15 protein-coding genes are annotated in these 14,032 nt (G+C 28.7%); 1 reads left to right on the top strand and 14 read right to left on the bottom strand.

The genetic code is table 11. The features are described from left to right. Positions 1 to 13 precede the first annotated feature (13 nt). The 14 genes from sufU to KQI42_RS04600 all read right to left on the bottom strand — a co-directional run bounded on the left by sufU (position 14) and on the right by KQI42_RS04600 (position 12,253). Entirely contained in the window at positions 14 to 442 is a 429-nt protein-coding gene (gene sufU, locus KQI42_RS04665; protein ID WP_216517255.1) for a Fe-S cluster assembly sulfur transfer protein SufU, read from the bottom strand. Beyond that, a complete protein-coding gene (locus KQI42_RS04660; protein WP_216517252.1) occupies positions 432 to 1,658 on the bottom strand; it encodes a cysteine desulfurase in 1,227 nt (408 codons plus the stop codon). Before KQI42_RS04660 ends, sufU begins: the two co-directional genes overlap by 11 nt. Further along, the gene (sufD, locus tag KQI42_RS04655; RefSeq protein WP_216517250.1) at positions 1,642 to 2,706 is read right to left on the bottom strand and encodes a Fe-S cluster assembly protein SufD; all 1,065 of its coding nucleotides are present in this window, start codon (positions 2,704 to 2,706) and stop codon (positions 1,642 to 1,644) included. The genes KQI42_RS04660 and sufD overlap by 17 nt, the downstream gene beginning before the upstream one ends. A gap of 11 nt (positions 2,707 to 2,717) precedes the next feature. Then, complete coding sequence (gene sufB, locus KQI42_RS04650) at positions 2,718 to 4,127, bottom strand: Fe-S cluster assembly protein SufB (RefSeq protein WP_216517248.1); 1,410 nt, start codon at positions 4,125 to 4,127, stop codon at positions 2,718 to 2,720. Then, positions 4,120 to 4,893 carry a Fe-S cluster assembly ATPase SufC gene (sufC, locus tag KQI42_RS04645; RefSeq protein WP_216517246.1) on the bottom strand — a complete coding sequence of 258 codons (774 nt, stop codon included), beginning with the start codon at positions 4,891 to 4,893 and terminating at the stop codon, positions 4,120 to 4,122. Before sufC ends, sufB begins: the two co-directional genes overlap by 8 nt. 170 nt (positions 4,894 to 5,063) lie before the next feature. Next, a complete protein-coding gene (locus tag KQI42_RS04640; protein WP_246566069.1) occupies positions 5,064 to 5,414 on the bottom strand; it encodes a GIY-YIG nuclease family protein in 351 nt (116 codons plus the stop codon). Positions 5,415 to 5,417: 3 nt separating this feature from the next. Beyond that, positions 5,418 to 5,897, bottom strand: a complete 480-nt coding sequence (locus KQI42_RS04635; protein WP_216517244.1) for a DUF6530 family protein — start codon at positions 5,895 to 5,897, stop codon at positions 5,418 to 5,420. Positions 5,898 to 6,144: 247 nt separating this feature from the next. Further along, entirely contained in the window at positions 6,145 to 6,993 is an 849-nt protein-coding gene (locus KQI42_RS04630) for an undecaprenyl-diphosphate phosphatase (protein ID WP_246566068.1), read from the bottom strand. Between the two features lie 46 nt (positions 6,994 to 7,039). Next, positions 7,040 to 7,822 carry a glutamate racemase gene (gene murI, locus KQI42_RS04625; RefSeq protein ID WP_216517242.1) on the bottom strand — a complete coding sequence of 261 codons (783 nt, stop codon included), beginning with the start codon at positions 7,820 to 7,822 and terminating at the stop codon, positions 7,040 to 7,042. Between the two features lie 291 nt (positions 7,823 to 8,113). Next, positions 8,114 to 9,364, bottom strand: coding sequence for a GNAT family N-acetyltransferase (locus KQI42_RS04620; protein ID WP_216517240.1), 1,251 nt, complete (start codon positions 9,362 to 9,364; stop codon positions 8,114 to 8,116). Positions 9,365 to 9,394: 30 nt separating this feature from the next. Beyond that, on the bottom strand, positions 9,395 to 10,246 hold the full coding sequence (locus KQI42_RS04615) for a GNAT family N-acetyltransferase (RefSeq protein WP_216517238.1): 852 nt from the start codon (positions 10,244 to 10,246) through the stop codon (positions 9,395 to 9,397). Between the two features lie 2 nt (positions 10,247 to 10,248). Next, complete coding sequence (locus KQI42_RS04610) at positions 10,249 to 10,857, bottom strand: TetR/AcrR family transcriptional regulator (protein WP_216517236.1); 609 nt, start codon at positions 10,855 to 10,857, stop codon at positions 10,249 to 10,251. Positions 10,858 to 11,240: 383 nt separating this feature from the next. Beyond that, on the bottom strand, positions 11,241 to 11,789 hold the full coding sequence (locus KQI42_RS04605; protein ID WP_216517234.1) for a GNAT family N-acetyltransferase: 549 nt from the start codon (positions 11,787 to 11,789) through the stop codon (positions 11,241 to 11,243). A 14-nt stretch (positions 11,790 to 11,803) separates the two neighbouring features. Next, on the bottom strand, positions 11,804 to 12,253 hold the full coding sequence (locus tag KQI42_RS04600; protein ID WP_216517232.1) for a GNAT family N-acetyltransferase: 450 nt from the start codon (positions 12,251 to 12,253) through the stop codon (positions 11,804 to 11,806). A 431-nt stretch (positions 12,254 to 12,684) separates the two neighbouring features. On the opposite strand from KQI42_RS04600, the gene KQI42_RS04595 reads away from it, so the two are divergent. Then, on the top strand, positions 12,685 to 14,022 hold the full coding sequence (locus KQI42_RS04595) for an MATE family efflux transporter (RefSeq protein WP_216517230.1): 1,338 nt from the start codon (positions 12,685 to 12,687) through the stop codon (positions 14,020 to 14,022). Positions 14,023 to 14,032 lie beyond the last annotated feature (10 nt).

Raw genomic sequence — 14,032 nt, 5'->3', positions numbered from 1 at the left:
TTATAATGATGCTTTATAATTTTTCTAATGAAACTTTCAATGAATGCCAAGGTAAAACTACACATTTTACTCTTGCTGGCATGTTGGATATATTCCTTAAATAGAAAGCATCTCCTAACAGGTCTAATTTGTTCTCATCCTGCATTTCTTTTCTTATCATCTTTAAAAATGTTTCTAATATATCCCCAACTTCATTTATATTTTTATCTTTTATTAAATCAATCATTATAGAAGTAGAAGCTTGAGATATTGCACAACCACTTCCTGTAAATCCTGCATCTATTATGATATCTTTATCTATTTTTATATAAAGAGTTATATCATCACCACAACTAGGGTTGTGTCCTCTTTCTGATATAGTTGCATCCTTTATCTCTTTTTTATTTGCACGATTTTTATTATGATATCTTATTAACTCTGTATATATTTCATTAAGACTCATAGTTTAAATACCCCCTTACTTTCCCAAGAGCTTCTACAAATCTATCTATATCTTCAAATGTATTATAGAAATAAAGACTTGCTCTACAAGAAGAATTGAGCCCCATATGTTTCATAAAAGGTTGTGCACAATGATGTCCAGCTCTTATTGCAATATTATAATTATCTAGTATAGTAGCTACATCATGAGGATGAACATCTTCTACATTAAAAGGTATTATCCCTGTCCTATAATTCAAATCTTTTACTCCATAAAGTTTTAGAAACTTCTTATCTTCTAATTTAGCCAAAGCATAACTTAAAAGTTCTTTTTCTAAACTTTGTATTTTGTCCATTCCTATGTTTTCAATATACTCTATGGCAACCATTAAAGACAAAGCCCCTTCTACATTTTGTGTTCCTGCTTCAAATTTATTGGGTATTTCATCATAAGTTGTATCATACAAATCTACATATTCTATCATATCGCCACCAAATAAAAAGGGATCTAATCTATGAAGATTTTCTTCTTTTCCATATAATACTCCTATCCCCATTGAAGCTAACATTTTATGACCAGAAAATACTATAAAGTCAGCATCTAGATTTTTTACATCTGTCTTCAAATGAGGGACACTTTGAGCGCCATCTATTATAACTGTTGAAGAAAATAGTTTTGCTCTTTCAATTATATATTCAACAGGGTGTATAGTTCCAAAAATGTTATTTACATGTGATATACTTATTAACTTTGTATTTTCATTAATTTTATTATCTATATCTTCTTTTATTAATTGTCCATTTTCATCGCTGGTTAAATACACAAGTTTTGCTCCAGTTTTTCGAGCTACCATCTGCCAAGGAACTATATTACTATGATGATTTGTAATAGAAAGAAGTATTTCATCTCCTTTCTTTAGGTTCTTTAATCCATAGGAATAGGCTAAGAAGTTTAAAGACTCTGTAGCATTTCTAGTAAACACTATTTCATTTTCATTTTTAGCTCCTATAAATTCCGCTACTTTTTTTCTTGAATCTTCATATACCTTGGTTGCCTCCATGCTTAGATAGTGAGCTCCTCTGTGAGGATTTCCATTGTAATTTTTATTATACTCCTCAATACTTTCTATAACTTTCCTTGGTTTGTGAGTAGTAGCAGCATTATCTAAATAAACTATAGTATTACCATTTATTTTTTTTTGAAAAATAGGAAAATCTTTTTTATAATCTATTCTCACTTTTGCCACCCTCCAGTATTTTCCTAACCCTTTTCCCAATTTCTTCTCTCATTAACTTATCAGGCAAATACTCTAGTATAGGTTCAAAAGAAGATTCAACTACAAGAATCTTAGCAGTATCTTTATCTAATCCTCTACTCATTAAATAGAACATTTTATTTTCGTCTATTTGTCCAGCACTAGCAGCATGTTCTCCAACTACATCGTCTTCAGTACAAAGCAATATTGGTATTGAATGAGCCTTTACTTCTTTATCAAGAAGAGTTACATATTCACTTTCTCCTCCACTAGCTTTTTGACAACCTTTAATAAAGTTTATACTACTTTTAAAACTCTTTTTAGCCTTATGAGATAAAGCCCCTTTTGATTCGATATGACCTCTAGTCTTTTTTCCTAAAAATTTAATGTTGTAGTTAAAATCCATTATATCGTTTTCAGTTCCTATATATATCGTTTTTATTTCACAGATACTATTATCTCCTTCCAATTCTACATCATAGCTAACTCCTTTTAAGCTAGATCCCAATTGTATATCTATAATAGTAAGCTCTGCATTTTCTTCTACAAATGCTATATTTGTGTCAAAATTAGTTGTATTCTTTGAATAATCTTGTATTCTATAAATATTTACCTTACTTCCCTTTTCAATATAAATTTTCGTAAATCCATTATGAAATCCATTAACTTCTCCATCATCTTTATAGTTTATATATATATCAGTGTGACTATTTTCTTTACATAATATTAAATTATGGTCTAAAATTACTGGATTTTCATTATCTATATCAAAGGCTATTTCTACTTTATTCTTAGTACTGTCTACAGGAACATCTATAATGAAACCAGTATTTATTAAATCTTTAGATAGCTTTAAAAACTTCTCTCCAAATATATGGTTATCTATCTTTAGATAATCACTATATTTAGTATCTAGTTCTTCATTTCTACTCTTTACAGAATCAAAGCTTGTATTTAAAATAATATTTTTATTATATTTTAACATCTGATTTGGAAAAATCGTTTTTTGTTCTATTTCTTTCCAGTACAATTATATCACTCCTAACCAATGGTTCCTTCTAATTCAATATCTATCAAATTATTTAGCTCTACTGCATATTCTAAAGGTAATTCTTTAGTAACAGGCTCAACAAAGCCTCTTACTATCATTGATTTAGCTTCCTCTTCATTTATTCCTCGACTCATTAAATAAAATATACTTTCATCACTTATACGTCCTATTTTTGCTTCGTGTCCTATATCTATGTCATCATTTTCCAATATTATAGTGGGAAGTGTATCTGATACAGAGTCATTATCTAACATCAGTGATTCACAGTTTACAGCTGCTTTTGCTCCTTTCGCTTTTTCTGTTACTTTAAGAAATCCTCTGTAAATAGCACTTCCTCCCGATTTTGATATTGATTTAGAATTTATAATACAAGATGTTTCTGGAGCAGCCATCAATACCTTTGCTCCTGTATCTAGTATTTGGCCTGTAGATGCAAAAGTAATTCCTGTAAATTCAGCCTTCGCTCTTTTCCCATTTAAAATACTCATAGGATAGAGCATAGATATTTTTGATCCAAATGATCCAGACACCCATTCTATTGTTCCATTTTCTTCAACTAATGCTCTTTTGGTATTTAAATTGAACATATTTCTTGACCAATTTTCTATAGTTGAATATCTAAGCTTACCATTTTTCTTTATAAAAAGTTCCACTGATCCTGCATGAAGATTTTGCACATTATATTTTGGTGCAGAACATCCTTCTATAAAATGAAGTTCTGCTCCTTCGTCTACTATTATAAGTGTGTGTTCAAATTGTCCTGCATTTTTTGCATTTAATCTAAAATATGATTGGAGTGGCACATCCACTTTTACATTTTTCGGTACATATACAAAAGATCCTCCTGACCATACAGCACCATGTAATGCAGCAAATTTATGAGTATGTGGAGTTATAAGTGTCATAAAATACTTTTTTACCATATCTTCATACTGTTTAACTCCACTTTCCATATCTAAATATACTACTCCTTGTTTTATCATATCTTCTTTAAGGTTATGATAAACAACTTCAGAATCATATTGAGCCCCTACTCCTGCTAAAGACTCTCTCTCCGCTTGAGGTATTCCTAATCTTTCAAAAGTATCTTTTATATACCCTGGTACATCATCCCAAGAATTACTCATATCAGTATCTGGTCTTACATAGTGTATTATACTGTTAATATCTAATTCTGAAAGATCTGGTCCCCATAATGGCATAGCTTTTTTATTATATATCCTTAATGATTCTAGTCTAAGGTCAAGCATCCATTTAGGTTCATCTTTTTCTTTAGATATTTTTCTTATTATTTCTTCATCTATTCCTCTATCAGTTGTATATCTATATCTTGCTTCATCAGCAACATCGTATAGGCTCCTATCTATATCTTCAACATAAGTCTTTTTTGTATCATTCATTCATATCGCTCCTTGTACCAGCTATTTTCTTAAAATTATCATAGCCTACCTTTTCCACTTCGTATGCTAAGTCTATATCTCCTGTTACTGCAATTTTACCATCAATCAATATGTGAACATAATCAGGTTTTAAATAATCCAGTATCTTATTATAGTGTGTTATTACTAGAAAAGATTTCTTATCATCAGCAATATTCTTTATACCTTCATATATTATTTTTATTGCATCGACGTCAAGCCCCGAATCCGTTTCGTCTAATATTGCTAATTTAGGTTCTAGGACAGCCATTTGTAAAACTTCGTTCTTCTTTTTCTCTCCACCAGAAAATCCTAAGTTTAAATATCTATCTTTATACTCATATGGCATCTTCAATAAATCCATTTTTTCCTTAAGCTCTTTTTGAAATTCCGATACAAATATAGATTTTCCTGTTACAGCCATCTTCGCAGTTCTTAAAAAGTTTTCTACTGTTACCCCTGGAATTTCTTCTGGATATTGAAATGAAAGAAATATTCCTTTCTTTGCTCTTTCATCTGTTTTCATATCATTTATACTTTCTCCTTGGAAGAATATATTTCCCTCATCTATTACATATTGAGGATGCCCCATAAGAACATTACCAAGAGTTGATTTTCCTGCTCCATTTGGCCCCATTATTAAATGTGTTTCACCTTCTTTAATCTCAAGGTTCAATCCTTTTAAGATTGATTTTTCTTCTACCTTAACGGTAAGATCTTTTATATTAAGTAATGATGTATTTCTCATTTATATCCTCCTTGCATAGTAATGATAATGATTATCATTCTTGATTGCTTTTATATATTATATCACTTTCTTTTAATTTCAACAATGATTAATGAAATATTGTTAAATTAAAAAGGATATTGGCAACTTTAGCCAATATCCTTTTTAATCAGTTTTCACATAAAATTCAATTATTTTTTATAAAATAAAACACCTTCTTTTGATATTTTTTCTTCCCAAATCTTTTGTAATAAAATTAAATCTTCTGTATAATCAGTTTTTAGTTCATCTTTTTCATATTCAAGATTATCAAGTACTTCAATGGTAAAATTTGTTTCACCATACTCTTGCCATTCCTTTTGTAGCTCTTCATTAGGATGAGATCCGTATTTCAGTCTGAATTTTGTACTGTTTATTGCACCTTTCAAATTTTTAGTTCCTTCAATATAACATTTATTATTAAAGTGAGAACGAACAATAAATACCCCCATCTCTGGTTTCATCTGTAGATATTTTTCTTTCAGTTCTTTTTTTCTATCCATTATTTAATATCCCATCTCTTTTAATATTCTTGATAGAGTACGTAGACGTTCACCTATAAGTTCATCATCATCACTAAGAGCTTGCCTAAACAATTTAATATCTTCATCGATTTTTTCATTGTCAGTACATACAGCTACTGTCATGGCATCACCTTGTAACCCTATCCTATCTATAATAGGATTTTCTGTATCATATAATTTTTCATATCTATAAGCTTCTCTAAAATGAAGCTTTGTTCTGCAAACAAGAATTGCAAGGTCAAGTACACGGTGAAGAGGCAATTCCTCTGACTGTCTGGACCATTTTTCTCCTGTATATCTCCACACTTTTGCTGAAATATCTACTTTACCTCTATCATTCCACTGAGCTAATCCTAATGAAAGACCTTTTGCATCTGTATTATAAGCATATCTGCCATCAACATTTTCATAGTTTTCTGATACGATAACTGGCTTATGTTTCAAAGTAGTTGGTATTTTCATTGTTACACCTCCAAATTTATTTACTAAATTACTAATTTAGTAAACTACTAATTTGATTATACTTCTACTAGTATATTCTGTCAACGGTGAATATTAAAAAACATCTACTCCTTTTATTGGATAGATGCTTTTTAATATTTTGATTATTTTATCTAAAGTCTTATTTAAGATTTGTTGTGATATATATAAAAATAAAGGAACTAAATAGATCATTTAGCTCCTTTAAAGTTGATTAAATATTCTCTTTTTAGTGAAATATCCCTAAAAATCCAGCTAACAACACTATAACTGCAAATATCATTCTATAGATAGCAAATATCTTCATTGGTTTTTTCTTTAAATATGAAATAAACTTGTTAATAACTGCTAAAGCCACTACAAATGAAACTATAAAACCAACAACAAGAGAAATAATTTCTTGAAATGCAAGAATAGATATTCCTCCAATTTTTAAAATTTTTAAGAAACTCATTCCCACCATAACTGGAATTGCTAAAAAGAATGAGAACTCAGCTGCTGCAACAGTAGAAAGTCCTGCTACCCATCCACCTATAATCGTTGAAGCAGAACGTGACATTCCTGGAATTATAGCTAGGCATTGAAATAATCCAATTGTCCATGCTTGTTTAGCTGTAATATTTAAACCTTGCTCTCTAGGCTTATTATTTCTAAATCTATTTTCAGCATATATCATCCATATTCCGCCTAGAAATAAAGTTATAGCTACAGTTATAGGGTTAAATAAGTACTTATCTGCTAAGTCATCTAGTAATATTCCAAAGACACCTCCAGGAATACAAGCAATAAATATCATAAACCAAAATTTGAATCCTGAATTTTTATATCCAACTTTATGTGGGAAGAAATTTATAAGGGTATCTTTTATTTTTCCCCAGTAGAGAATAACTACTGCTAGTATAGCTCCCAGTTGTATTACATATGTATACATCTCAACATAACTTGGATTTATTCCTTTAAATCCTATTAAATTCTGAAAAATAACAAGATGACCTGTAGAAGATACTGGTAAAAATTCTGTTAGTCCTTCTACAATTCCTAAAATTACAGATTTTATTATTAAAATTATTGTTTCCATATTGTAAAATCTCCTCCTTTTTAAAACAATTTATAAATCTAATAACTTAATAATTAATTTCATCTAATCTCTTAAACAACTCACTGTATTTTCTTAACTTATTTTCATCCTGAACTTCAATTCCTGAATTATAAAAAGTAATTTTACCACTACCTTCATTTAAGGAGGCGATTTCTTCTAAGGTTCTTTTTAAGTTTTTTACAGTACCCATATTTCCATCGATTATATCTACGTTTGATGGAAGCAATTTTCTAAACATATCCTTATAAAAAGAAAAATGAGTACATCCTAATACAATAGTTTCATACTTATTTAAATCGTATTCTAATAGTTGTTCTTTCAAATAAGGTAGAACTGTTTCCTCGCTAAAATCAAATTTTTCAGCAAATCCTACCAATTCTGGAAGAGGTAACAAGTCAACAATATGCTCATTATCTAACTTTGTAATAAGGTTTCTCAGTTTTTCTTCTTTTAAAGTTAAAGCAGTAGCAGTTACCAAAACACGTTTGTTTATATTTTCGTTTTTTTCAACAGCAGGTTTTACGGCAGGTTCCATACCTATTATTGGAATACTATATTTAATCCGTAAATCTTCTATTGCTACGCTTGTAGCTGTGTTGCAAGCAATAACTAAGGCTTTAACTCCTTTTTGTACAATAAATTCTGCAGCATCAAATATATATTTTTTTACTTCATCCTTAGACTTTGATCCATAAGGAACATTCAATGTATCCGCATAATATATATAATCCTCATAAGGTAATATTTTCAAAGTATCATGCAATACTGTAATACCACCAATGCCAGAATCAAAAAATCCTATTTGCATTTTTATACCTCCAATAAATAAAATCATATATGCAGTTTACCATATATATTAATTTTATAATATATATTTTAGTACTTCACAAATTAGCTATATTAAATATTCTACACAATAAATTATACAACGTTAAGTATAATTTATAAAACATTTCTTCATATATTATAGAATATCGTTTAATAAAAAAATTAAAGCTATGATAAAAACTTAGTCTAAATCATAGCTTTTAACTTTAAACTTAATATGTAATTATGTTAACAATTCTTAACTTTCATGTCAACTTATAAAAATCTGTAACTAAAAGATTGTAAGACAAATAGGCTTTTCAGCGGAAGCAAATATATTGTTTACTCTTTTCAGATAATTTTCATCTGAAATAGAAGCTCTACCATATTTATATAGACTATTGAATGTAACCGAACATGTAATTAAAGAAGAAAAATCAGCTATATCAAGGCTAATTTCCACATCGTATTCTTCATCAGTGCTAATTGAAGCAAATCCCTTTATAAACTCAACTATTATACTTCCATTATTACCCATTATAAAATTATCATTTACTGTAATTTTTAATTTGCAGTTTTCATTATTAAAATTGTGACCTGCTAACTCATTTATAATTCCCTTCGTATTAATTACTCGATACATCAGACCTGTTCCTTGAATGCTGCACTCATGATAAACAGGCGTAAATATATTATCTGAATCATTCGCTGGATTTTCTAAGAGAAATCTAAAATCTTCATCTTGTATATTAAAAATTATATAGCGTATTTGATCACTTTGACTGTTTAAAAATGTCATTAATTCCATAAGTGATTCTGTATTTTCAAATAATAATTGATTAACTACTATATCGTTTATAAAAGTTTTCTCACTTAATTTAAATTCATATATCATATAACCTTTAATCTCATTATCTTTATAATATGCAACTACTTTAGATTTAGGATTGTTAAACAATGCTGCAAATTCTCTTTCATGCTTTTCTATTAGTCCATTAGTTTTTTCATAAATTCTATTATAACAATCTACCAGTTTGCTAGAATCATCTTTAGTCGCATATCTAATATTTGATTTGGAATTACCTTTTGGAAGATAAGATGGTTTTACCCTATACTGGTTCATACTTGTTCCAAATCCAAACCCCATCTTTTTATAAAAGTCAGGTCTAAAGGGATAAAGCATAACCATAGATACTCCTAAGTTTTTATAATGTTCTATAAAATTGGTCACTATTGTCTTTGCTACTTTTTCTTTTTTATATAATAAGTCTACTGCTATTAGACCTATACCTCCAACGTTGATTTTTGTTGATAGCAAATTCATTTTAAAATCATGAAATCTCATACCACCAAGCATTTTATCTTCTTCAAATACTCCATAAAATGTAACAAAAGGGTTTTCTTTTTGAACCTTCATAGAATTCTCAAGAAATCTTTTCTTTTGTTCCTCAGTTTCTATATTAAACCCGGGATAAGCATTGCCCACTATATCGGTAAATATGGTAAAATCTAGTTCACTTGATAATTCTTTAATTGATTTCATCTTTATCCCCCATTTCATCTTCTATATTTACTAAATAGTTAAATACATTTCATACTGGGAAATCTCATCTCGTTGAAAACCAATATGATTTATGAAACCTTCTATATTAGCATTATTAGGGAAACTTATATTTAAATTTTTTAATTTAAGATCATTTACAGCATTTATTATAAGATTTCTTGCAATTCCTCTATGACGGCACTGCAATTTAGTCCAGATAAAAAAGATTTTACCATTGGCACTCATAGTTAAAGCGCCTATAAGTTCAGAACTTTCATATACTCCATAATGGGTTAAACCTTTAAGTTCTTTCATATAGTCCAGATCATTTTGCCAATTGATATGTGTATCTTCTAATTTAACTGCTAAATTAACCATATCTTCAAAATTAATCTTCTGAATATCTATAGAGTCTTCGATTTTTCCTTGTAAGCTAGAGATATCTTTATAGGAATAATATTTTATATCATAAACTTTATTGTATCCTAAGTTTCTATAAAATTTAATTGCTCTATCATTGCCAACAATAACTTCTAAAAACATTTGCCTACAGTTATTGTCTACTGCAACCTGCCGATGTAAATCAAAAAGCTGCTTACTTACACCTTTTCCTCGATAATCTGGATGAATACAAAGAGCTCCACAACGAAGGGTTTTTACTCCTTCATAGTTCTTAATGCCTCCTAAAATCAAACCAATAGGTTTTTCCTGATCTAAGGCTATAAAAGAATGTTCTAAATGATTTCCTTCTGGTCCAAAAAATCTATTTAAAAAACCATCTTTAGATATCTCAACTTTTATTATATAATCTGAAAATCCTATTCGAAAAGCCTCATATACTTTTTCAAATTCAACATCAGTACATTTGCTATATATGATCATAATTAATCCCCCTTATTAATTTTTCTTAATATCATATCCATATAATTCTCGACTATTTCATATGTAGTAGGAATTCCCATTACAGAATTCATAAATCCAATACCATCCATTGTAGATAAAATAATATAAACCATTGATTGTATATCAGTATTTTCTTTAAATTCCCCACAGTCAACCCCTTGTTGTAAAATCTCTGCTAAATCATCATAAAATAATTTATACCTTTCTTTTGCCTTATCTGACATATTAGGATTTCTGGCAAGTACAGACCAAAATTCAAAAGTAAAACGAGACATTTTTTGAATTTTTTCCTCAAACAAACCTGTTAAAGTCCACTGAATATAATTAATTAGTTTCTCTTTATTTGACATTACATTTGGAATACTTTTTACAAGGTTACGTCTTTCTTCCAATCTACTCTTTGCTATTTCTAAGAATATCTCTTCCTTGCTATTGAAATAATAATAAATTCCCCCTTTACTTATACCAGTTGCTCTAACAATATCGTCCATTGATGTCTCTGAATATCCTTTTTCAGCAAACAAATCAAAAGCATATTGAAGAATCTTTTTCTTTTTAATCTCCATAGATTCTTTATTTAATTTAGGCATATTTCCCCCTCTAAAACCGACTAGTCGGTTTTTTATTTTCATTATATAGTAATTAAATTTAAGGTGCAATACTAAATTAGAGGTTAAGATAGCAAATTTTTTATAGCTATTAAGTAATTGTACTATATAAGTTTTGGATAATTTTAATTTCTAAGTCATTCATAAACTTTCTAATATTTTTCTTAACTTTTAACTAGGTTGTATATCGAATTCGATAAATTAAAAATTGGCATAAAAAAAGGATACATCTTAATTTTAAATGTAACCTTTAAATTATTAAATTACAATTCTTTTTTTGAACCTGTTGTTATAGACTGTAAAGTTTTTATTTATCATATTAATTTTAGAACATATAAAGACTGTACTAATTTGGCAGATAATAATTATCTATCTTTTAAATAACTCCATTCCCAATCTAATATAGAATACATAAATTCATCATACCATTGATTATTTAATAATCTGGCTTCTCGTGCATGGCATTCCTTCTTCATGCCAATTCGTTTCATTAGTGCAAAACTGTTAATGTTTTTAGCATTACAAAATGCTACGATTTTATGAGCATTTAGTTTCTCAAAAGCATAGTCTATCAATAATTTAACTGCTTCTGTTGCATATCCTTTTCCCCAGTAATCAGGATGCATAATATAGCCTATTTCCCATTCTCTTATTTCTTCCCAGTTTAAATGAATATCAACTTCTCCTATAGGTATACCACTTTCAGCAAGGTATATTACACAAGCTAAGCTTTCTTTTGGTTTTTCTGACATAAATTCTATGGCTTCTTGATAATCTTTAAAAACGTCCTCCTTTGAAGGAACATCACTGCTTTCGTACTTATATACTAGAGGATGACTTTCAACTTTATATAAAAACTCTAAGTCCTCTTTAGTTATAGGCTTAAGTAAGATCCTATTAGATTGTAACTCCATAATATCCCTCCTAATTAAAAGGTTGTACTCAATATTATCAGACCCTCGTGAACATTAAATCCTATATGTTCATAAAATTTATGTGATGGAAAATCACGTTGTGTATTTAAAATAATTGCATTAATATCCTTTTGCTTTAAACTTTCTTTTATTTTAGACATAAGTTTAGCTCCTACTCCTTGTCTTTGAATATCTGTATCTATAAAGAACTCATCTATGTAGTATTCTTCACCTTGTATCCAAGGTTTAATAAATCCTATACTCACTCCCACTACCTTGCTATCTTTTATAGCTATAAAACTTAAAAAATTACTATTTTTCTGATGCGACTTTATAAATTTTTCCACAACATCTCTTGACTCCCATTTCTCATTCCAAGGCTCTTGAGAATAGACTTTCATATATAAATCGACACACTCATCTAACATTTCCATATTGAATTCTAAAACCTTAATCTCATTCATATCCGTTATCCCTTTCTTCCTATTATATAAATAGTCTATAGTCCATTTTTTTCTAGCATTAAATTAGAAATTTTTTTCATATTGTTATCCAAAATTATATCATCTATAAATTACAATAGCTACTTTTTTGATAAAAACCTGATTACTTTAAAATGTCTAAGTTTTTATCAGTAATTACCAATATTATTATTTCAAATACTTTTTATATTTCTTCTATAAGAATAATCCTTTTTCCGTTACTTTTAATCCTTATATAAGTAGATAGTCTATAAAAGATTATCCTATAATTGATAAAGATAATCATTATTAAAGTTCTTGAAGGATTTATCTATTGATTTGAAAGGAGGATAAAATAAATAAAACCAGTCTTTCATGAAATTTAAAATGATAACCATCATATATAAATTAATACAAGAAGAGGAAGGTTTCTTATGAATAAAAATCGTGAAGAATTAATTAATGCTAGTATGTTTACATTACTTTTAAAACTTTCTATTCCAGGAATTATAGGAATGTTGGTCATAGGTTTATATAATTTATGTGACGCTATTTTTGTTGGAAAGTTAGTAGGAGAAACTGCTTTAGGTGCTGTAAGTATTTCCTCCCCATTTACTTTTATAAATAATTGTATTGCTGTACTTATAGGAGTTGGTTCATCTTCAATTTTATCTCGTGCTATCGGATCTAAAAATGATAAAGTAGTAGATAAAATTTTAGGTAATTTAATAGTATCTGTACTAGTATCATCGTTAATAGTTACCGTATTAGGATGTTTTTTTGCAGAACGTTTGCTTAGATTTTCAGGAGCTAAAGGAGATATATTAGATCTAGGAGTAAGTTACTTAAGAATAGTATATATTGGATCATTTTTTGTTAACTTTTCACAAAGTGCTAATATGCTTATAAGGGGAGAAGGAAAGATGAAAGAAGCTATGGGCATTATGGCATTAGGTGCAATATTAAATATTATTTTAGATCCAATATTTATAAAAACTTTAGGCTTTGGTGTTGAAGGTGCAGCTATAGCCACGGTAATTGCTCAAGTAATTCAAGCTCTTGTTACATTTATTTACTTTAAACGTAACAAATCAATAATACCAGTTAATAAGCTTGAGTTTGCTTTTGATTTAATGCCAGAAATATTATCTGTAGGAGGCTCAGCAGCCACAATGCAGCTTATGTATTTAGTACAACAAACTGGATTATATAAGATTACATCAATGTATGGCGGAGATGAACAATTAATATTGATGGGAATTGCTCTTAAAGTTTTAATGTTTACATTTATACCTTTATGGGGAATGGGACAAGGTCTTCAACCTATAGTAGGTATGAACTTTGGTGCAAAAAAATATGATCGTGTTAAAGATTCAGTTAAAATCTTTAGCATAGCTTCTGTAATACTAATTGGGGTATTATGGAGCTTTTATATGATTAAACCTAAAGTTGTTTTAGGTTGGTTCATTAATGATAAGACTGCAATAGAAAATGGATATAATTTATTTAGACTTATGTTTTTAGCATTCCCTGTGTCAGGAGTTATAGTTATGACTATGACATTCTTCCAATCAATAGGCAAAGGTGGAAAATCTGCTGTAATAATTCTTTTAAAACAATTAGTTCTTTTTCTACCAATAGCTATCATTCTCACTAAAGTTATTGGAATTAAGGGAGTATGGGCAGCTTCTACAGTTACAGATTTAATAGTACTTTTATTCTGTTTTGTTCTTCTATCCATTGAATTTAAAAAATTAGATAGTCTAAATTAAAGAAACCTTT

The sequence above is a fragment of the Tissierella simiarum genome, from assembly GCF_018917865.1.
Lineage (GTDB): Bacteria > Bacillota > Clostridia > Tissierellales > Tissierellaceae > Tissierella_C > Tissierella_C simiarum.
Note: the sequence above shows the minus strand (reverse complement) of the source record. Positions and strands in the feature narration are given on the sequence as shown.

What these genes read in the sequence shown, in the direction of transcription:
- KQI42_RS04640 (WP_246566069.1), bottom strand. Translation starts at nt 5,414, where the DNA reads ATGGATAGAAAAAAAGAACTGAAAGAAAAATATCTACAGATGAAACCA.
- sufB (WP_216517248.1), bottom strand. Translation starts at nt 4,127, where the DNA reads ATGAATGATACAAAAAAGACTTATGTTGAAGATATAGATAGGAGCCTA.
- murI (WP_216517242.1), bottom strand. Translation starts at nt 7,822, where the DNA reads ATGCAAATAGGATTTTTTGATTCTGGCATTGGTGGTATTACAGTATTG.
- KQI42_RS04605 (WP_216517234.1), bottom strand. Translation starts at nt 11,789, where the DNA reads ATGGAGTTACAATCTAATAGGATCTTACTTAAGCCTATAACTAAAGAG.
- KQI42_RS04595 (WP_216517230.1), top strand. Translation starts at nt 12,685, where the DNA reads ATGAATAAAAATCGTGAAGAATTAATTAATGCTAGTATGTTTACATTA.
- KQI42_RS04630 (WP_246566068.1), bottom strand. Translation starts at nt 6,993, where the DNA reads ATGGAAACAATAATTTTAATAATAAAATCTGTAATTTTAGGAATTGTA.
- KQI42_RS04610 (WP_216517236.1), bottom strand. Translation starts at nt 10,857, where the DNA reads ATGCCTAAATTAAATAAAGAATCTATGGAGATTAAAAAGAAAAAGATT.
- KQI42_RS04635 (WP_216517244.1), bottom strand. Translation starts at nt 5,897, where the DNA reads ATGAAAATACCAACTACTTTGAAACATAAGCCAGTTATCGTATCAGAA.
- sufU (WP_216517255.1), bottom strand. Translation starts at nt 442, where the DNA reads ATGAGTCTTAATGAAATATATACAGAGTTAATAAGATATCATAATAAA.
- sufC (WP_216517246.1), bottom strand. Translation starts at nt 4,893, where the DNA reads ATGAGAAATACATCATTACTTAATATAAAAGATCTTACCGTTAAGGTA.
- KQI42_RS04620 (WP_216517240.1), bottom strand. Translation starts at nt 9,364, where the DNA reads ATGAAATCAATTAAAGAATTATCAAGTGAACTAGATTTTACCATATTT.
- KQI42_RS04615 (WP_216517238.1), bottom strand. Translation starts at nt 10,246, where the DNA reads ATGATCATATATAGCAAATGTACTGATGTTGAATTTGAAAAAGTATAT.
- KQI42_RS04600 (WP_216517232.1), bottom strand. Translation starts at nt 12,253, where the DNA reads ATGAATGAGATTAAGGTTTTAGAATTCAATATGGAAATGTTAGATGAG.